The organism is Pseudomonas sp. A6, assembly GCF_052367875.1.
Taxonomy (GTDB): Bacteria; Pseudomonadota; Gammaproteobacteria; order Pseudomonadales; family Pseudomonadaceae; genus Pseudomonas; species Pseudomonas citronellolis.
The window spans coordinates 949,658-968,287 of sequence record NZ_CP198970.1; the positions used below are offsets into that span (position 1 = coordinate 949,658).

Genomic DNA, 18,630 nt, shown 5'->3' on the forward strand with positions numbered 1-18,630 from the left:
ATACCCATCACCTGGGTCTGTAGGAGCGGATTTATCCGCGATTCGCGCGCAGGGAGACGGCAGGGGGATCAACCCGGCGGCAACGGCAGGCGTTGGCCGGCCAGCAGCAGCGCCAGGCGTGCCAGGCCGTTCCAGGCGTCGCCCTGGGCCTGGCCCTTGATCTGCGCGTCGATCAGCTGGGCGTCCTGCAGCAGCTGGTTCCAGCGGTTGCCGCTGTGGCGCTGCAGGGCGCGGGTGAGCAGGGGGCGGCGTTTGTCCCACACCGGCGGGCGGCATTGGGCGAAGGCCTTGTCCAGGGGCACGCCCTGGCCGAACTGCTGGGCGATGCCTGCCAACTGGCGGATTTCCCGGGCCAGGGCCCAGAGGATCACCGGCGGCTCCACGCCCTCGCCGCGCAGGCCTTCGAGCATGCGCAGGCTGTGCGCGGCTTCGCCGGCCAGGGCCGCGTCGATCAGGCCGAACACGTCGAAGCGCGCGCTGTCGGCCACCGCCGCCTGCACGGTGGCGGCGTCGAGCTGGTTGCCGTCGGCCAGCAGCTTGAGTTTCTCGATCTCCTGCGCGGCGGCCAGCAGGTTGCCTTCCACCCGCGCGGCGATCAGGTCCACCGCGTCCTGGCTGGCGGCGAGGCCGGCCTGGGACAGGCGCTGGCGGATCCACTGCGGCAGCTGGTGCACGTCCACCGGCCAGATCTGGATGAACTGCGCGGCCTCGCCGTCGATCAGCGCCTTGGCCCACTTGGTCTTCTGGGTGGCGCCGTCGAGCTTGGGCAGGGTGACCAGCAGCACCGTGTCTTCCGGCGGACGCTGCAGGTATTCCTGGAGGGCGGCGGCGCCCTTGTCGCCGGGCTTGCCGGAGGGCAGGCGCAGCTCCAGCAGGCGCTTCTCGGCGAACAGCGAGAGGCTGGCGCCGGCTTCCAGCAGCAGGCCCCAGTCGAAGTTGGCTTCGGCGTTGAACACCTGGCGTTCGCTGAAATCACGCTGGCGGCAGGCGGCGCGGATGGCGTCGCAGGCTTCCTGGCAGAGCAGCGGTTCGTCGCCGCTGACCACGTAGACGGGGGCCAGGCTGCCCTGCAGGTGCTTGGCGAGTTGGGCGGGATTGAGCTTCATGAAAGTACTGGGGCCGGCATGGCCGGCCCCTGGGTCCTCTTACTGCGCCTTCGGCAGTTCGATCGGCGACTGCTGCGGCTGCTGCCTGGCCGCCTCGTCCGCGGCCTTGAGCGCGTCGGCTTCGGCCTTGGCCTTGGCTTCGGCCTGCTGCTGCAGGTATTCCAGGCGGGCCGGGGTGAGCATCTGCAGGCGCAGGGAGAGCTGCTGCACCAGGTCGCGGCGCATTTCCTTGCGCAGCTGGGCGGCTTCCTGGTCGGAGCCGATCAGGTTGTTCTCGTCGTGCAGGTAGACCTTCTGCACCTCGACCTTGTCGGTCATCAGCAGCAGGTTGTCGGCGCCGCGCACTTCGTAGTCGACCGTGGTGGTCAGCTCGTACTCGGCACTGCGCGCCGAGCTGCTGTAGCTGGCGGTGCGCTGGGTCTCGGCCTCGCGGGCGAGGAACAGGTGGTAGGGCGCGCCCTTGGTCACTTTCACGCCGCTGTTCTCCAGCAGGCGCTGCAGGTCCTTGACGGTGTCGCCATAGGCGTTGCGCGCGCTCAGGTCGACTTCCTTGAGCGCGAAGTTCGTATCGCCCAGGCCGCGCAGGTGGAAACCGCAGGCGGCCAGCACGGTGGTCAGGCCGATCAGCGCGATGCCGGTCAGGATACGTTTCATCAAGCTTCCCTCACTCCTGTTGATCCGGGTTGCCCGCGGCAAGCGCCGCGGGCGAATGCCATCAGTTGGCGACGATGTTGACCAGCTTGCCGGGGACCACGATCACCTTGCGGATGGTCAGGCCGTCGGTGAAGCGCAGCACGTTCTCGTTGGCGCGGGCGGTGGCCTCGACGTCTTCGCGGCTGGCCTCGGCCGGCACCTCGATGTGCCCGCGCAGCTTGCCGTTGACCTGCACCACCAGTTGCAGGGTGTCCTGCACCAGGGCGCTCTCGTCGACCTGCGGCCAGGGCGCGTCGATCACCGCGCCGGTGTGGCCCAGCTCGTGCCAGAGCACGTGGCTGATATGCGGGGTGATCGGCGCCAGCAGCAGGGCGACGGTCTCCAGGCCTTCCTGCAGCAGGGCGCGGTTGCCGGCGCCTTCCTGCGGGACCTTCTCCAGCACGTTCATCAGCGTCATCACCGCGGCGATGGCGGTGTTGAACTTGTGGTTCTGGCCGATATCCTGGCTGGCCTGCTTGATGGCCAGGTGGATGGCGCGGCGGATTTCCTTCTGCGCGTCGTCCAGCGTGTCCTGCGCCACGGCGGCGGCGAAGCCGGCGTTGACGTGGGCCTGGGCCAGGCGCCAGACGCGGCGCAGGAAGCGGCTCGCGCCCTCGACGCCGGAGTCGGACCATTCCAGGCTCATGTCCGGCGGCGAGGCGAACATCATGAACAGGCGGCAGGTGTCGGCGCCGTAGGCGTCGATCATGGCCTGCGGGTCCACGCCGTTGTTCTTCGACTTGGACATCTTCTCGGTGCCGCCGATCTCCACCGGCAGGCCGTCGGTCTTCAGGCGCGCGCCTATGACCTTGGCCTTGGCGTCACGCTCGACTTCCACGTCGGCCGGGTTGAACCAGTCCTTGCCGCCATTGGCGGTGGTGCGGTAGTAGGTCTCGGCGACCACCATGCCCTGGGTCAGCAGGTCCTTGAACGGCTCGTCGGAGTCGATCAGGCCCTCGTCGCGCATCAGCTTGTGGAAGAAGCGCGCGTACAGCAGGTGCAGGATGGCGTGCTCGATGCCGCCGATGTACTGGTCCACCGGCAGCCAGTAGTTGGCGGCCTTCTTGTCCAGCATGCCGTCCTCGAACTGCGGGCAGGCGTAGCGGGCGAAGTACCAGGACGACTCGACGAAGGTGTCCATGGTGTCGGTTTCGCGCTTGGCCGGCTGGCCGCATTTCGGGCAGCTGCACTCGTAGAATTCCGGCATTTTCGCCAGGGGCGAACCGGCGCCGTCCGGCACCACGTCCTCCGGCAGCACCACCGGCAACTGGTCGGCCGGCACCGGCACGTCGCCGCAGGCTTCGCAGTGGATGATCGGGATCGGGCAGCCCCAGTAGCGCTGGCGGCTGATGCCCCAGTCACGCAGGCGGAACTGGGTGCGCGCCTGGCCCAGGCCCTTGGCGGCCAGGTCGGCGCCGATGGCGTCGAAGGCGGCCTGGTAGCCGAGGCCGTCGTACTTGCCGGAGTTGACGGTGCGGACGCTGTCGTCCTTGGCGCCGTACCACTCCTGCCAGGCGCTGGCGTCGTAGCCGTCGTCGCCGGCGGCCAGGGTGATCACCTGCCTGATCGGCAACTGGTACTTGTTGGCGAATTCGAAGTCGCGCTCGTCATGGGCCGGCACGGCCATCACCGCGCCTTCGCCGTAGGTCATCAGCACGTAGTTGGCGATCCACAGCGGCAGCTTCTCGCCGGTCAGCGGGTGCTCGACGAACAGGGAAGTGGCGACGCCTTTCTTCTCCTGGGTGGCGATGTCCGCTTCGGCGACGCCGCCGCGCTTGCACTCGTCGATGAATGCCTGCAGGGCCGGCTCGCGCTGGGCGGCCAGGGTGGCCAGCGGATGCTCGGCGGCCACGGCGACGTAGGTGGCGCCCATCAGGGTGTCCGGACGGGTGGTGAAGACCTTCAGCTGGCCGGCCTCGCCGATGGAGGCCTGGTCATAGGGGAAGGCGATCTCCATGCCGCGGGACTTGCCGATCCAGTTGCGCTGCATGGTCTTGACCTGTTCCGGCCAGCCCGGCAGGTGGTCGAGGCTTTCCAGCAGCTCTTCGGCGTAGGCGGTGATCTTGAAGTAGTACATCGGGATTTCGCGCTTCTCGATCAGCGCGCCCGAGCGCCAGCCGCGGCCGTCGATGACCTGCTCGTTGGCCAGCACGGTCTGGTCCACCGGGTCCCAGTTGACGGTGCCGTTCTTGCGGTAGATCACGCCCTTCTCGAACAGGCGGGTGAACAGCCACTGCTCCCAGCGGTAGTAGTCCGGCTTGCAGGTGGTGACTTCGCGCGACCAGTCGATGGCCAGGCCCAGGCTGTTCAGCTGGGCCTTCATGTAGGCGATGTTGTCGTAGGTCCAGGCGGCGGGGGCGACGTTGTTCTTCATCGCGGCGTTTTCCGCCGGCATGCCGAAGGCGTCCCAGCCCATCGGCTGCAGGACGTTCTTGCCGCGCATGCGCTGGTAGCGGCTGATCACGTCGCCGATGGTGTAGTTGCGCACGTGGCCCATGTGCAGCTTGCCGCTCGGATACGGGAACATCGACAGGCAGTAGAACTTCTCCTTGCCGGGGACTTCCTCGACGCGGAAGGAGTTGTGTTCGTTCCAGTACTTCTGGGCCTGGGATTCGATCTCGAGAGGCTGGTATTGCTCGTGCATGGCGCGACTTGGACCTGTACGGAATAGACGGCGCGGCCGTGGGAGCGGAGCGGGCGCTCCCGTCTTGCCGGGGCACCGCGGCGGCCGGTCGGCAAGGGGCTGCATAAAGCCTCGTAGCATACATGAGCCCTCCCTGAGCCGGTAGCCCGCGCCGTTTGTCGCGCGCTCGGTGGCCCGGGGGCCGGGACGCTAAGCTTGGCCTGAGGGCGGGAGGTTTCCGCCTGCTTGAGGTGACTGATGGCTGAGCTGCATCGTGCAAGTTTGTCGGGTTCCGGTCTTTATGAGCGGTTGTTGCATCGACTTGAACTGGCCCTGGACGAGGCCGAGACCGCGGAACGCCTGCGCGATGAGCATCCCGAGGAGTTGGAGCTGCGCGGCCTGAGCAGCGCCGAGATGCAGCTGATCCGCGCCTACCTCGACCAGGACGTCAACTGGCTGCGCGGCTGGCACGCCGCCGCCGAGGAGCTGGCGCTGATCGAGCACGCTCCCGCCCGCTCCACGCGGGCGCGCCTGGGCGGCAGCGCCGGCAAGACGCGTCCGTCCCATCGCCACCTGCAATTGCTCTGCGCGCTGTGCGGCACGCCGGTGGTGTACAACCGCCAGCACGGGGTGATGCCCTGCGCTTCCTGTGGTTCGCAGTTGTTCCGCGGCTCCCGCGGGCGTTGATTCCACGCGTTCATCCGCTAGGCTGTGGCGCTCCATGAAAGGAGCCGCCGATGCCGCTGCGCTATCTCATCAAGCAGATCCTGATGCCGCCGGGCATCCTGCTCATCCTCCTGTTGCTGGGTTTCGTCCTGCGCCGCCGCCGGCCGAGGCTGGCGCTGGCCTGCTTCGTCGCCGGGTTCGCCGGCTTCTGGCTGCTCAGCCTGCCGCTGACGGTGGAGTGGGGCGCGCGCCTGCTGGAGCGCCAGCCGGCCCTGGCGCGTTCGGAGTGGGCGGGGCTGGCGCAGCGCGCCGAGGCCATCGTCATCCTCGGCGCGGGCCGCGAGCGCGGCGACCCGGCCTGGGGCGACGACCAGCCCGGCCTGATGGCCCGCGAGCGGCTGCGCTACGCCGCGCGCCTGGCCAAGGCCAGCGGCCTGCCGCTGCTGACTTCCGGCGGCCTGCACTACGGCACGCCGCCCAGCGAGGCGCAGATCATGGCCACCAGCCTGGCGGATGACTACGGCGTGAGCGTGCGCTGGCAGGAAGGGCGCAGCCGCACCACCTGGGAGAATGCTGTGATGAGCGCGGAAATCCTCCGCCAGGCCGGCGTACGCCGCGTGGTGCTGGTCACCCAGGCGCAGCACATGCTGCGTGCGGTCTGGAGTTTCGAGGCCAACGGCCTGGAGGTGGTGCCGGCGCCGATGGGCTTCATTGGCGTGGACAACGCCCGCCCGTTCGGCGGCTGGCTGCCGGAGGCCAAGGCGTTCTGGCAGAGCAACCAGTTGCTCAACGAGGCGCTGGGGTTGTTGGGATACCGGTTGTTCTATCGCTGAAGGGATGCATCGCGGACCTTGTCCGCGATTCGCGCGCAGGGCGCGCTCCTACAGGGGAACGATGTGGGTGGGGCAACGTAGGGCGGATAACCGTTCGCGGTTATCCGCCGCCTGACCTTGGCTGCATTCCGCTCGGTGTCGAGCACGGAGCCGCTGTTGAACTCAACCTCGGCGTACAACCGCGAACGGTTGTACGCCCCACACTCAGCCGAACATCCGGCGCTGCTCGGGCGCGGCCTGGCGGCGCACCACGGCCCAGAGCGACAGGATTACCGCCAGGGCGCCCAGCGGCCACAGGCGCCATTTCAGGTAGGGCGTCAGGCCCTGCATCGGGGTGACCTCGCCGCGCAGCACGCCCTGCTGGAACTGGGGGATCTCGTGGGCGATGCGGCCCTGCGGATCGATCAGCGCGGTGACGCCGTTGTTGGTGCCGCGGATCATCCAGCGTCCGGCCTCCAGGGCGCGCATCTGCGCCATCTGCAGGTGCTGCAGCGGGCCGATGGAGGTGCCGAACCAGGCGTCGTTGCTGATGGTCAGCAGCAGCTGGCTCTGCGCCGCCAGGCCGGCGGCGAATTCCGGATAGACCACTTCGTAGCAGATGTACGGCGCGATGGCGTAGCCCTTGGCCTTGAGCAGCGCCTGGTCGGCGGGGCCGCGGGCGAAGTCGGACATGGGCAGGTCGAAGAAGGTGATCAGGCCGCGCAGCAGGTCCTGCAGCGGCACGTACTCGCCGAAGGGCACCAGCTTCTGCTTGAGGTAGTCGCCACTGCCGTCGCCGACCACGGTGATGCCGTTGTAGTAGTGCACGCCGTCGGCGTCGCGCTGGCGCATGGGCACGCCGGTGATGAGCGCGGCACGCTTCTGCTTGGCCATCTCGTCGAGCATGCCCAGGTAGCCGCCGGCCTGATCCTTGAGCAGCGGCACGGCGGTTTCCGGCAGGACGATCAGGTCGACGTCATGCTGTTCGGCGCTGAGGTCGCGGTACAGCTCAAGTTGCGCGGTGACGTGCTTGGGGTCCCACTTCATTTCCTGGGCGATGTTGCCCTGGATGGCGGCGACGGTCAGCGGCGCGCCGGCGGGGGCGGTCCAGGCGTGGCCCTTGAGGACGAGGCCGGCGATCCACGGCGCCAGCAGCAGGACCAGGCCGACGACCAGTTGCGCCGGGCGGAAGGTCAGCTGCGGCAGGTTGACCAGCAGCGCGGCGCACAGGGCGATGCTGAAGGAGATCAGCCATACGCCGCCGATCGGGGCCAGGCCGGCCAGGGGGCCCTGCAACTGGCTGTAGCCGGTGAAGAGCCAGGGGAAGCCGGTGAGGAACCAACTGCGGAACACTTCCAGGCCCAGCCACAGCGCGGCGAAAGCCAGGGAATCGCTGACCGGCGCGTTGTTGCGCCGCAGCAGGCGCGCCCAGGCCCAGGCCGGCAGGCCGAAGAAGAACGCCACCCCGGCGCTGAAGCCGACCACCAGGAAACCGGCCAGGGCCGGCGAGGCGCCGCCGAAGTCGTGGATGCTGTAGTAGATCCAGCCGGTGCCGGCGAGGAAGGCGCCGAAGCCGTACCACCAGCCGCGCCACAGCGCCGAGCCCGGGGTGACGCCACGCAGCCCGAGGTAGAACAGGGCGACGGAAAGCAGCGCCAGCGGCCAGATGCCGTAGGGGGCCAGGGCCAGTGGGGTGATGGCGCCGGCGGCGAGGGCCAGCAGATGGCCCGGCCAGCCGGGACGGGTGATCCAGCGCATCGGTATTCCTTGGAAGCGGTTTGGCGATGCGCAAGAGTAATGGAGAGACGAACGGTCGGCTATGGGGGCGAGGGCGAAAAGCCATGAGGCGTCTGCGACGCTGTGTTGCAGGATGTCAGAACGGCCCGTAGGCGCGGAGCTTGTCCGCGGCGGGAGGCGCTCTTCGTAGGATGGGTTGAGCCTGCGAAACCCATCGGGCCATGGTGATGGGTATCGCTTCGCTCAACCCATCCTACGATGGCTGTCTATTGGGTTCCCGCGTTCGCGGGAATGACGTCGGAAGACACGACTCTCACCCCGTCATTCCCGCGAACGCGGGAGCCCAGAAAACAACGTAGGAGCGGCCCGCCTCAGTCGCGCAGTGGCGTCAGGCGCAGCAGGTGCAGGCGGCGGCTGTCGGCGTTGAGCACGCGGAAGCGGAAACCGCCCAGCTCGGTGGTCTCGTTGCGCTTGGGCAGGTGGCCGAAGGCGCTCATCACCAGGCCGCCGACGGTGTCGAATTCCTCGTCGGAGAATTCCGCGCCGAAGAAATCGTTGAAGGCTTCCACCGGGGTCAGCGCCTTGACGATGAAGTCGCCGCTGGGCAGCGGCTTGATGTAGCTGTCTTCCTCGACGTCGTGCTCGTCCTCGATGTCGCCGACGATCTGCTCCAGCACGTCCTCGATGGTCACCAGGCCCGCCACGCCGCCGTACTCGTCGATGACGATGGCCATGTGGTTGTGGTTGGCGCGGAATTCGCGCAGCAGCACGTTGAGGCGCTTGGACTCGGGCACGAAGGTGGCCGGGCGCAGCAGGTCCTTGATGTTGAAGGCGTGGTTGCCGTCGTGGAGGATCAGCGGCAGCAGGTCCTTGGCCAGCAGCACGCCCATCACGTCGTCGAGGCTCTCGCCCACCACCGGGTAGCGCGAGTGCGCCGCGTCGATGATCGCCGGGAGGAACTCGCGCGGGCTCTGGCTGGCCTTGATGCTGATCATCTGCGAGCGCGGCACCATGATGTCGCGCACCTGCAGGTCGGCGACCTGGATGGCGCCTTCGACGATGGACAGCGCCTCGCTGTCCAGCAGCTTGTTGTCGTGGGCGTCGCGCAGCAGCTCGAGGAGCTCCTGGCGGTTTCTCGGCTCATGGGCAAAAGCCTGGGTGATCTTGTCCAGCCAGGACTTATGCCCGTTGCTCGATCGGTCTTCGCTCATCTTTCCTTTGCTCGTTGGCTTTTATTCTTCATCCGCCGCGTACGGGTCGGGGTAGCCCAGTTCGGCCAGCAATTGCCGTTCCAGGGCCTCCATTTCCTCGGCCTCGGCGTCTTCGATATGGTCGTAGCCCAGCAGGTGCAGGCAACCGTGGATCACCAGGTGCGCCCAGTGCGCCGCCGGTTCCTTGCCCTGTTCGGCGGCTTCGCGCTCGACCACCGGCACACAGATCACCAGGTCGCCCAGCAGCGGTATGTCCAGCAGTTCGTCGGGTACGTCGGCGGGGAAGGACAGCACGTTGGTGGCGTAGTCCTTGTGCCGCCAGGTGCGGTTCAGCTCGCGGCCCTCGGCCTCGTCCACCAGGCGGATGGTCAGCTCGGAGTCGGCCTGGCGCTGGCGCAGGGCCAACTCGCACCAGCGGCGCAGCTGCGCTTCGCTGGGCAGGTCGGCGGCTTGGCTGGCGACCTGCAGGTCGAGTTCAAGCATCGCGGGTTTCCCTGGGCGCGCGTTCGCCGTCCAGGCGCACCGGCTGGCGTGCCTCGAAGCGTTCGTAGGCTTCGACGATGCGTTGCACCAGCGGGTGGCGCACCACGTCCTTGGGCTTGAAGTGGGTGAAGCTGATGCCCGGTACGTCGTGCAGCACTTCCATCACGTGCTTGAGGCCCGAGCGGGTGCCGCGCGGCAGGTCGACCTGGGTGATGTCGCCGGTGATCACCGCGGTGGAGCCGAAGCCGATGCGGGTGAGGAACATCTTCATCTGCTCGATGGTGGTGTTCTGGCTTTCGTCGAGAATGATGAAGCTGTTGTTCAGCGTGCGCCCGCGCATGTAGGCCAGCGGCGCGACCTCGATCACCTGGCGCTCGATCAGCTTGGCCACGGTCTCGAAGCCGAGCATCTCGTACAGGGCGTCGTACAGCGGGCGCAGGTAGGGGTCGATCTTCTGCGACAGGTCGCCGGGGAGGAAGCCGAGCTTCTCGCCGGCCTCCACCGCCGGGCGCACCAGCAGGATGCGGCGGATCTGCTCGCGCTCCAGGGCGTCCACGGCGCAGGCCACCGCCAGGTAGGTCTTGCCGGTGCCGGCCGGGCCGATGCCGAAGTTGATGTCGTGGTCGAGGATGGCCTTGACGTAGCGCTGCTGGTTGGCGCCGCGCGGGCGGATGTGCGCCTTGCGCGTCTTCAGCGTGATGTTGGGCACGTCGCTGGCGCTGGCCAGGTCTTCCAGGCCGGATTCCTGGAGGAACAGGTGGACCATGTCCGGGGTCAGCTCGGTGCCGCTCTGCGCCTCGCGGTACAGGCGCTGCAGCAGGTGCTCGGCGGCCTGGGTACGCGCGGCCTCGCCAACCAGTTCGAACTGGTTGCCGCGGTTGCGGATCTCGATGTCCAGGCGTTTCTCGATCTGGTGCAGGTGCTCGTCGAACTGCCCGCAGAGATTGGCGAAGCTGCGTGCGTCGAAGGGTTCCAGGGTGAAGCGGTGAAGATCCAGGGGGGCGTTCAAGGTGCTGTCGGTATGACCGTTGGGAAATTAGGGATGACCGAAGAATAACCCCGGCGGCCCCTGTGGGAAAGTCGGGCGCCGGGATGGACTTCAGTGACGGGTGGGCTCGATGAGGCGGCCGCGCAGCGAGTTGGGCAGCGCCTCGTAGATTTCCACCTCGGCGAACTGGCCGATCAGGCGCGGGTTGTCGCAGGCGAAGTTGACCACGCGGTTGTTCGCCGTGCGGCCCTGCAGCTGGCCCGGGTCGCGCTTGGAGTAGTCGGTGACGAGGATGCGCTGCACGCTGCCGACCATGCGTCGGCTGATCTCGAAGCCCTGCTGCTGCAGGCGCGTGTTGAGAATCATCAGGCGCTGCTTCTTCACCTCGTCCGGGGTGTCGTCGACCAGGTCCGACGCCGGGGTACCCGGGCGCTGGCTGTAGATGAAGACGAAGGAGTAGTCGAAACCGACTTCTTCCACCAGCTTCATGGTCTGTTCGAAGTCCTTGTCGGTCTCGCCGGGGAAGCCGACGATGAAGTCCGAGCTGATGCAGATGTCCGGCACCGCGGCCTTGAGCTTGCGGATGCGCGACTTGTATTCCAGCGCGGTGTGGTTGCGCTTCATGGCGGCCAGCACGCGGTCCGAGCCGGACTGCACCGGCAGGTGGACGAAGGGCACCAGCTGCGGCAGCTCGGCGTGGGCGGCGATCAGCGCATCGCTGAACTCCAGCGGGTGCGAGGTGGTGTAGCGGATGCGCTCGATGCCGTCGACCTCGGCGACCACCCGCAGCAGCTCGGCGAAGTCGGCGATGCGCCCGTCGTGGGTGGCGCCGCGGAAGCCGTTGACGTTCTGCCCCAGCAGGGTGACTTCCTTGACGCCGTTCTCGGCCAGGTGGATGACCTCGGCGAGCACGTCGTCGAACGGCCGGCTGACTTCCTCGCCGCGGGTGTAGGGCACCACGCAGAAGCTGCAGTACTTGCTGCAGCCTTCCATCACCGAGACGAAGGCGGTGGGGCCGTCGACGCGCGGTTCGGGCAGGCGGTCGAACTTCTCGATCTCCGGGAAGGACACGTCCACCTGCGGTTTGCGGGTGGTGCGCGCGGCGTCGATCATTTCTGGCAGGCGGTGCAGGGTCTGCGGGCCGAACACCACGTCGACGAACGGCGCGCGCTCGCGGATGGCGGCGCCTTCCTGGCTGGCCACGCAGCCGCCGACGCCGATCACCAGCTCCGGCTTCTGCTGCTTCAGGGTCCGCCAGGCGCCCAGTTCGGAGAACACCTTCTCCTGGGCCTTTTCGCGGATCGAGCAGGTATTGAGGAGGATCACGTCGGCTTCTTCGGCCTTCTCGGTCAGCTCCAGGGCATGTTCCTCGCCCAGCAGGTCGGCCATGCGCGAGCTGTCGTACTCGTTCATCTGGCAGCCGTGGGTCTGAATGAAAAGCTTCTTGGCCATGCGCGCTTCGTCGGGGAAATCCAAAATGACCGGGCATTATAGTGGCGCGCCGGGCCCGTTCCTAGGGTTGCGCGCCAGGCGGCTGTGCTATGCTTCGCGCCCCCCTTTTCGCAGAGCTGTCATCCGTCGTTCATGAACAAGCGCGAGAACCCGATCTACAAAGTCGTCTTCCTCAACCAGGGCCAGGTGTTCGAGATGTACGCCAAGCAGATCTACCAGAGCGAACTGTGGGGCTTTCTGGAGATCGAGGAGTTCGTCTTCGGCGAGCGCACCCAGGTGGTCGTGGATCCCAGCGAAGAGAAGCTCAAGGCCCAGTTCGAGGGCGTGATCCGCAGCTTCGTGCCGCTGCACGCGATCATCCGCATCGACGAAGTGGAGCGCCTGGGCACGCCGAAGATCAGCGAGGCCAAGGGCGGCGGCAACGTGATGCCGTTTCCGATGCCGATGCCGGACAAGAGCAGCTGAAGGCTATAGGCTAGAGGCTATAGGCAAGAGCGAAGAGCACGCTGGAGTCGCTCCTACGAAAAGCCCGTATGCTCTTCGCCTCTAGCCTCTAGCCTCTAGCCTCTAGCCTCTAGCCTCTAGCCTCTAGCCTCTAGCCTCTAGCCTCTAGCCTCTAGCCTCTAGCCTCTAGCCTCTAGCCTCTAGCCGCTTTTAGGGCAGCGGCGAAAACGGCGTATTGCCCGCGGTCTGCAGCTCGATCAGGTAGTTGCGGAAGATCTGCCCCAGCACCTTGCTGGCGATGTCCAGTTCGTCCTTGCTCATCTGCTCGGCGACCAGGTCGGCGCTGTCCATGGCGTCTTCGGCGCCGTTCACCGCGGCCATCTTCAGCACTATGTAGGCCTGGATGTTGTTGGCCTTGACCCCTTCGCCGCGGAAGAACATGGTCCCCAGGCGCCATTGGGCCTGGGCGTGGCCCAGCAGCGAGGCTTTTTCGTACCAGCGCAGCGCGGCCGGGAAGTCGCGCGGGGCGCGTTCGCCGGTGTAGTAGTACTCGCCCAGTTCGAATTGCGCTTCGGCGTCGCCGCTATTGGCGATCTGCTGACAGCTGGCCAGGGCCTGCTGCAGTTGCTCGGGGACGGTGTTCAGGGTGCAACGGCCGGTCGCCGGGACCAGCAGCGAGTTGCCTCCCGCCTGCGCGAGCAGGGGCGAGATGAACAACAGGCTGCCCAGCAGCAGGGCGCGACCAGAACGGTACATGGGGAGAAACGGCCTCCGGCAACGGGGCGGGCGCAATGCCCGGCCGGCGAAAACGTGCCGGCCTGCACATTATGAAATAAGCCGACGCTTCCTTACAAAGTCTTTACGGTGTTTTTCGCGGTTTCCGTCCGAATGGCCAAGAAACCGGCGTAGGACTCGCCTGGAAAGCGTAACGACGGAAAATTGGCCGCGGCGGGCGCCGCGGCCGGAGGGGATCACTTGAGGGCGGCGAAGGCGCGCTCGGCGGCGTCCAGGGTCAGCTTCAGCTCGGTGTCGCCGTGGGCGATGGAGGTGAAGCCGGCCTCGTAGGCGCTGGGCGCCAGGTACACGCCGCCGTCCAGCATCAGGTGGAAGAAGCGCTTGAAGCGCTCGGCGTCGCTGGCCATCACGTCGGCGAAGGTGATGATGTCGTCTGCGCCGCTGAAGTACAGGCCGAACATGGCGCCGGCCTGGGTGGTGACGAACGGGATGCCGGCGGCATCGGCGCGCTCCTGCAGGCCCTGCAGCATGCGGCTGGTGTAGTCGGTCAGCTCGTCGTGGAAGCCCGGGCGGCTGATCAGCTTCAGGGTGGTCAGGCCGGCGGCCATGGCCAGCGGGTTGCCCGACAGGGTGCCGGCCTGGTAGACCGGGCCCAGCGGGGAAATCTGCTGCATGATCGCGCGCTTGCCGCCGAAGGCGCCCACCGGCATGCCGCCGCCGATGATCTTGCCGAAGGTCGACAGGTCCGGGGTCACGCCGTACAGCGCCTGGGCGCTGCCGAGGTGGACGCGGAAGCCGGTCATCACCTCGTCGAAGATCAGCACCACGCCGTGCTTGTCGCAGGCCTTGCGCAGGCCCTGGAGGAAGCCCGGGGCGGGCGGCACGCAGTTCATGTTGCCGGCCACCGGCTCGACGATGATGCAGGCGACGTTCTGGCCGCACTCGTCCAGGGCCTTCTCCACCGCTTCCAGGTCGTTGAACGGCAGCGTCAGGGTGTGCTTGGCGAAGTCCGCCGGCACGCCCGGGGAGTTCGGCACGCCGAAGGTCAGGGCGCCGGAGCCGGCCTTCACCAGCAGGCTGTCGGAGTGGCCGTGGTAGCAGCCCTCGAACTTGATGATGTCGTCGCGGCCGGTGTAGCCGCGGGCCAGGCGGATGGCGCTCATGGTCGCCTCGGTGCCGGAGCTGACCATGCGCACCATGTCCATGGACGGCACCAGCGAGCAGACCAGGTCGGCCATTTCCACTTCCAGCGCAGTCGGCGCGCCGTAGGACAGGCCGTGCTGCAGCTGGCGGCGCACCGCGTCGAGCACTTCCGGGTGGGCGTGGCCGAGGATCATCGGGCCCCAGGAGCCGACGTAGTCGACGTAGCGCTTGTCGTCTTCGTCCACCACGTAGGCGCCTTCCGCGTGCTTGAAGAACAGCGGGGTGCCGCCGACGCTCTTGAAGGCGCGCACCGGCGAGTTGACGCCGCCGGGGATGTGCTTCTGGGCGTTGGCGAAGAGGAGTTCGGAACGGGACATGGCGACCTCTCGTTGGGATCCGTGAAAGCGGCGCGCAGCGGCGCCGCGGGAAAGGGTTAGAACAGCGCGGCGAAGGCGCGGGCGCGGCGCTCCACTTCGGCCGGGGTGTCGGCGGCGAAGAGCGCGTTGATCACCGCCAGCAGGTCGGCGCCGCGGCCGATCAGCTCGGGGGCGTTGTCCAGGCTCACGCCGCCGATGGCCACCAGCGGTACGTTGGCGAAGCGCGCGCGGGCCTGCTCCAGCAGCTCGGGGCTGGCCTCGGAGGCGCCGGGCTTGGTCAGCGACTGGAAGAAGCGGCCGAAGGCCACGTAGTCGGCGCCCTCGGCGACGGCCTGGTCGGCCAGTTGCAGGCTGCCGTGGCAGGTGGCGCCGATGATCGCCTGGCGGCCCAGCAGGGCGCGGGCGGCGGCCAGGGAGCCGTCGGTCTGGCCCAGGTGCACGCTCACGCCCAGGCGCGCGGCCAGCTCGGCGTCGTCGTTGATGATCAGGGTGGCGCCGTGGCGCTCGCAGAGTTCGCGCAGGGCCTCGGCCTCGCGCAGGCGGCGCGACTCGTCGCTGGACTTGTCGCGGTACTGCAGCAGGCGCGCGCCACCGCGCAGCGCGGCCTCGACGTAGGGCAGCAGGCGGCCGTCGGCGAGCAGCTTGCTATCGGTGATGGCGTAGAGTCCGCGGAGTTTCATGAAGGCCTCGGCAGGTGAATCAGGAGCAGAAGTCCAGCGGCAGCCGGCGCGGGACGTACTGGCCGTGGCCGGGGGCCTCGGCGTCGCGCAGGGTGCGCCAGGTGTAGTCGAGGGCGCTGCGCACGGCGCTGGCCAACTCCTCGCCCAGGGCCAGGCGGCCGGACAGGGCGCTGGCCAGGGTGCAGCCGGAGCCGTGGTAGCTGCCCGGCAGGCGCTGGCAGGTGAAGCTATGCTGGCTGCCGTCGCGGCTGTACAGGCGGTTGTGCACCTCGGATTCGTCGCCGTGGCCGCCGGTGATCAGCAGGTTGCGGATGTACGGCAGCAGCTTCTCGGCGCATTCGTCAGCGCTGCCTTCGGGCAGCTCGGCGAGGATGCGCGCCTCCGGCAGGTTCGGCGTGGCGATGGCGGCCACCGGGAACAGCCGCTCGCGGATCGCGTAGCCCACCTCGTCCTTGCCCAGGGCGCCGCCGCCGCCGGCGCGCAGCACCGGGTCGCAGACCAGTGGCACGCCGGGCAGCGACTGCATGATCTCGACCACGGTGTCGACCATCTCCACCGAGCCGAGCATGCCCAGCTTGACCGCGGCCACCGGCAGGTCGGCGATCACGGCGTTGGCCTGGGCCAGCACCCACTCGCGGTCGAGCACGCGGAAGTCGGCAACGTTGACGGTGTCCTGAACGGTCAGCGCGGTGACGGCGGGCGCCGCATGGCAGCCTTGGGCGATCAGGGCTTCGATGTCGGCCTGCAGGCCGGCGCCGCCACTGGGATCGTGGCCGGACAGGCAGAGCACTACGGGACGGGAGGTTGGCGTTTTCATGGCGCGGGAGCTTACCACTAAACCCGGCAGGCGTCGTTTGCCCCGCCCCCCGGCCCGGCGCTGCTTGATCGTCATGCCGGCGTGCTAAAGTTGGCCGATTCGAAAATCACGCCCACAGGGCGCGCCGATCGCGGGGGATGGGGCCCCTGGGCGTCGTCCGGAGGGGCACTGCGGGGTAGCATGCAGCGCTGGCTGATCCTCTTCCTTCTCCTTCTTTCGCCGCTGGCCGGCGCGGTCAGCTTCGACGAGCACACCAGCCGCCTGCCGCTGGGCCACTCGATCGACGTCTTCGAGGATGTGCGCGGCACCGCCGACATCGCCGACATCACCTCCGCGGCCCTGGCCGACAGCTTCCGCCGCCACGACCGCGACGTGCTCAACGCCGGCTACTCGCGCTCGGTGTTCTGGATCCGCCTGGACCTGGACTACCGCCCGCAGGAGTCCCAGGACCCGGCGCCCTGGCTGCTGGAACTGGCCTACCCGCCGCTGGACCGCCTGGACCTCTACCTGCCCGACGCCGACGGCAAGTACCGCCTGGCCCAGCGCACCGGCGACACCCTGCCGTTCGCCAGCCGGCCGATCAGCCTGACCAACTACCTGTTCGACCTCAAGCTCGCGCCCGGCAAGCCGCTGCGGGTGTACCTGCGCCTGGAGAGCCAGGGCTCGATCCAGGCGCCGCTGACGCTCTGGTCGCCCAAGGCCTACATGGAAAACCTGCCGGGCAACGTCTACGTGCTCGGCATCATCTACGGCGTGCTGCTGGTGATGCTGGTGTACAACCTGTTCATCTTCGTCAGCGTGCGCGACACCAGCTACCTCTATTACATCCTCTACATCGCCTCCTTCGGCCTCTACCAGGTCTCGGTCAACGGCGCCGGCATCGAGTACTTCTGGCCCGACAGCCCCTGGTGGGCCAACGCCGCCACGCCCTTCCTGATCGGCTCCGCCGGCCTGTTCGGCTGCCAGTTCGCCCGCAGCTTCCTGCACACCCGCGAGCACAGTCCATGGGTCGACCGCACCCTGCTGGCGCTGATGGCCGTGGGCGCGCTGGTGATGCTGCTGGCGTTGTCGGCCAGCTACGCGCTGTCGCTGCGCCTGGCCACCTACCTGGCGCTGGCGTTCGTGGTGGTCATCTTCAGCGCCGGCATCCTCGCCTGGCTGCGCGGCATGCGCGTGGCGCGCTACTTCATCTTCGCCTGGACCGCCTTCCTCCTCGGCGGGACCATCAACACCCTGATGGTGCTGGGCTTCCTGCCCAACGTGTTCTTCACCATGTACTCCGGGCAGATCGGCTCGGCCCTGGAAGTGGGCCTGCTGTCCCTGGCCCTGGCCGACCGCATCAACGCCATGAAGGAAGAGCGCACGCGTATTCTCCAGGAATCCAGTCGCAAGCTGGAGCAACTGAACCTCGAACTGGCCAACAGCAACCGCCTGAAGGACGAGTTCCTGGCCACCGTCACCCATGAGCTGCGCACTCCCATGAGCGGGGTGATCGGTTCGCTGGAGCTGATGCAGACGGTGCCCATGGACGTGGAGCTGGCGCAGTATCAGAAGACCGCCACCGGCTCGGCGCGCGACATGATGCGCATGGTCAACGACATCCTCGCGCTGATCGAGCTGCAGGCCGGCAAGCTCTACCCGCGGCGCGAGCCCTTCAGCCTGCGCGGCCTGTTCGACAGCTTGCGCGCCCAGTACGCGCCGCGCGCCGAGGCCAAGGGCCTGCGCTTCGACCTGCAACTGGACGAGAACCTGCCGGACACCCTGGAAGGCGACGCCGGCAAGCTGGCCCAGACCCTCGGCTACCTGCTGGACAACGCCATCAAGTTCACCCATCAGGGCGGCGTGAGCCTGCGCGTGGACGGCCAGCGGCAGAGCGACGGCGTCGCCCTGCGGGTGACGGTGCAGGACTCCGGCATCGGCTTCGAGACGCCGGCCGACGATGCGCTGTACCAGCGCTTCCACCAGCTCGACGGCTCGCTGACCCGCGAGTACGGCGGCCTGGGCATCGGCCTGGCGCTGTGCCGCCAGCTCACCGAGCTGCTCGGCGGGCAGCTGCAGCACCATTCCAGCCCCGGGCGCGGCAGCCGCTTCGTCCTTGAACTGAACCTCGGCCAGCCGGCGCAGAGCTTCAGCGTGCCGCCGCGCCGCGCCGGCGGTCAGGCCCTGCGCCGCCCGGACCAGTGCACGGTGCTGGTGGTGGAGGACAACGCCATCAACCAACTGGTGATCCGCGGCATGCTGCTCAAGCTGGGCTACCGGGTGCGCACCGCCGACAACGGCTCGGAAGCCATCGACCTGCTGCGCCGCGAGAGCGTCGATGCCGTGCTGCTGGACTGCCAGATGCCGATCATGGACGGCTTCGCCACCTGCCGGGCGATCCGCACACTGCCCCAGGGCGGCGAGCTGCCGGTGCTGGCCATCACCGCCCACAGCCACAGCGGCGACCGCGAGCGCTGCCTGGCGGCGGGCATGAGCGACTACCTGGCCAAGCCGGTGAAGTTCGAGGAACTGCAGACCCTGCTGCACGACTGGCTGCTGTGCCAGCCGGCGCTGCCCAGCCACGCCTGATCCGCCACGCCCGTTGCGTCACGCGGCGCGATCCGCTGGCCGGAACGCCCGCACCGCTGGCGCAATTCCCCCTATGGCCAAGTCCTGAACCGTGA

Annotated in this window: 16 protein-coding genes; 4 read left to right on the forward strand and 12 right to left on the reverse strand. The window is 68.0% G+C overall.

Annotated features, from left to right (window positions below; translation table 11 throughout):
* Positions 1 to 68: 68 nt before the first annotated feature.
* The 3 genes from holA to leuS form a co-directional block, all read right to left on the reverse strand.
* Complete coding sequence (gene holA / locus ACTWJ5_RS04390) at positions 69 to 1,106, reverse strand: DNA polymerase III subunit delta (RefSeq protein WP_009617330.1); 1,038 nt, start codon at positions 1,104 to 1,106, stop codon at positions 69 to 71.
* A 39-nt stretch (positions 1,107 to 1,145) separates the two neighbouring features.
* A complete protein-coding gene (locus tag ACTWJ5_RS04395) occupies positions 1,146 to 1,760 on the reverse strand; it encodes an LPS-assembly lipoprotein LptE (RefSeq protein ID WP_009617331.1) in 615 nt (204 codons plus the stop codon).
* A gap of 61 nt (positions 1,761 to 1,821) precedes the next feature.
* Complete coding sequence (leuS, locus tag ACTWJ5_RS04400) at positions 1,822 to 4,443, reverse strand: leucine--tRNA ligase (RefSeq protein ID WP_261746985.1); 2,622 nt, start codon at positions 4,441 to 4,443, stop codon at positions 1,822 to 1,824.
* A 237-nt stretch (positions 4,444 to 4,680) separates the two neighbouring features.
* Between leuS and ACTWJ5_RS04405 the strand changes: the two genes are divergently transcribed.
* Both ACTWJ5_RS04405 and ACTWJ5_RS04410 read left to right on the forward strand, forming a co-directional pair.
* Complete coding sequence (locus tag ACTWJ5_RS04405) at positions 4,681 to 5,109, forward strand: hypothetical protein (RefSeq protein WP_444437530.1); 429 nt, start codon at positions 4,681 to 4,683, stop codon at positions 5,107 to 5,109.
* A 50-nt stretch (positions 5,110 to 5,159) separates the two neighbouring features.
* Positions 5,160 to 5,921, forward strand: a complete 762-nt coding sequence (locus tag ACTWJ5_RS04410; protein WP_116422758.1) for a YdcF family protein — start codon at positions 5,160 to 5,162, stop codon at positions 5,919 to 5,921.
* A gap of 204 nt (positions 5,922 to 6,125) precedes the next feature.
* On the opposite strand, the gene lnt is transcribed toward ACTWJ5_RS04410, so the two are convergent.
* The 5 genes from lnt to miaB form a co-directional block, all read right to left on the reverse strand.
* The gene (gene lnt / locus ACTWJ5_RS04415) at positions 6,126 to 7,658 is read right to left on the reverse strand and encodes an apolipoprotein N-acyltransferase (RefSeq protein WP_256514217.1); all 1,533 of its coding nucleotides are present in this window, start codon (positions 7,656 to 7,658) and stop codon (positions 6,126 to 6,128) included.
* Positions 7,659 to 8,008: 350 nt separating this feature from the next.
* A complete protein-coding gene (locus ACTWJ5_RS04420) occupies positions 8,009 to 8,848 on the reverse strand; it encodes an HlyC/CorC family transporter (RefSeq protein WP_253408823.1) in 840 nt (279 codons plus the stop codon).
* A 21-nt stretch (positions 8,849 to 8,869) separates the two neighbouring features.
* Positions 8,870 to 9,331: an rRNA maturation RNase YbeY gene (gene ybeY, locus ACTWJ5_RS04425; protein WP_116422755.1), complete on the reverse strand. Its 462-nt coding sequence runs from the start codon at positions 9,329 to 9,331 to the stop codon at positions 8,870 to 8,872.
* Positions 9,324 to 10,340, reverse strand: a complete 1,017-nt coding sequence (locus ACTWJ5_RS04430) for a PhoH family protein (RefSeq protein WP_074981917.1) — start codon at positions 10,338 to 10,340, stop codon at positions 9,324 to 9,326. Before ACTWJ5_RS04430 ends, ybeY begins: the two co-directional genes overlap by 8 nt.
* A gap of 90 nt (positions 10,341 to 10,430) precedes the next feature.
* A complete protein-coding gene (gene miaB / locus ACTWJ5_RS04435) occupies positions 10,431 to 11,771 on the reverse strand; it encodes a tRNA (N6-isopentenyl adenosine(37)-C2)-methylthiotransferase MiaB (RefSeq protein ID WP_116422753.1) in 1,341 nt (446 codons plus the stop codon).
* A gap of 132 nt (positions 11,772 to 11,903) precedes the next feature.
* On the opposite strand from miaB, the gene ACTWJ5_RS04440 reads away from it, so the two are divergent.
* A complete protein-coding gene (locus ACTWJ5_RS04440) occupies positions 11,904 to 12,236 on the forward strand; it encodes a DUF1820 family protein (RefSeq protein ID WP_074981912.1) in 333 nt (110 codons plus the stop codon).
* Between the two features lie 189 nt (positions 12,237 to 12,425).
* Here the strand turns inward: ACTWJ5_RS04440 and ACTWJ5_RS04445 are convergent, their stop codons facing one another.
* The 4 genes from ACTWJ5_RS04445 to ACTWJ5_RS04460 all read right to left on the reverse strand — a co-directional run bounded on the left by ACTWJ5_RS04445 (position 12,426) and on the right by ACTWJ5_RS04460 (position 15,967).
* Positions 12,426 to 12,971 (reverse strand): tetratricopeptide repeat protein, encoded by a 546-nt coding sequence (locus tag ACTWJ5_RS04445; RefSeq protein WP_444437531.1) that lies wholly within the window; start codon positions 12,969 to 12,971, stop codon positions 12,426 to 12,428.
* Positions 12,972 to 13,186: 215 nt separating this feature from the next.
* The gene (gene hemL / locus ACTWJ5_RS04450; RefSeq protein ID WP_074981908.1) at positions 13,187 to 14,470 is read right to left on the reverse strand and encodes a glutamate-1-semialdehyde 2,1-aminomutase; all 1,284 of its coding nucleotides are present in this window, start codon (positions 14,468 to 14,470) and stop codon (positions 13,187 to 13,189) included.
* 56 nt (positions 14,471 to 14,526) lie between these two features.
* Positions 14,527 to 15,150, reverse strand: a complete 624-nt coding sequence (gene thiE, locus ACTWJ5_RS04455; RefSeq protein ID WP_249917873.1) for a thiamine phosphate synthase — start codon at positions 15,148 to 15,150, stop codon at positions 14,527 to 14,529.
* A 19-nt stretch (positions 15,151 to 15,169) separates the two neighbouring features.
* On the reverse strand, positions 15,170 to 15,967 hold the full coding sequence (locus tag ACTWJ5_RS04460; RefSeq protein ID WP_074981904.1) for a hydroxymethylpyrimidine/phosphomethylpyrimidine kinase: 798 nt from the start codon (positions 15,965 to 15,967) through the stop codon (positions 15,170 to 15,172).
* Between the two features lie 180 nt (positions 15,968 to 16,147).
* Here ACTWJ5_RS04460 and ACTWJ5_RS04465 point away from each other — a divergent pair, with 180 nt between their 5' ends.
* On the forward strand, positions 16,148 to 18,535 hold the full coding sequence (locus ACTWJ5_RS04465; RefSeq protein WP_444437532.1) for a 7TM diverse intracellular signaling domain-containing protein: 2,388 nt from the start codon (positions 16,148 to 16,150) through the stop codon (positions 18,533 to 18,535).
* Positions 18,536 to 18,630 lie beyond the last annotated feature (95 nt).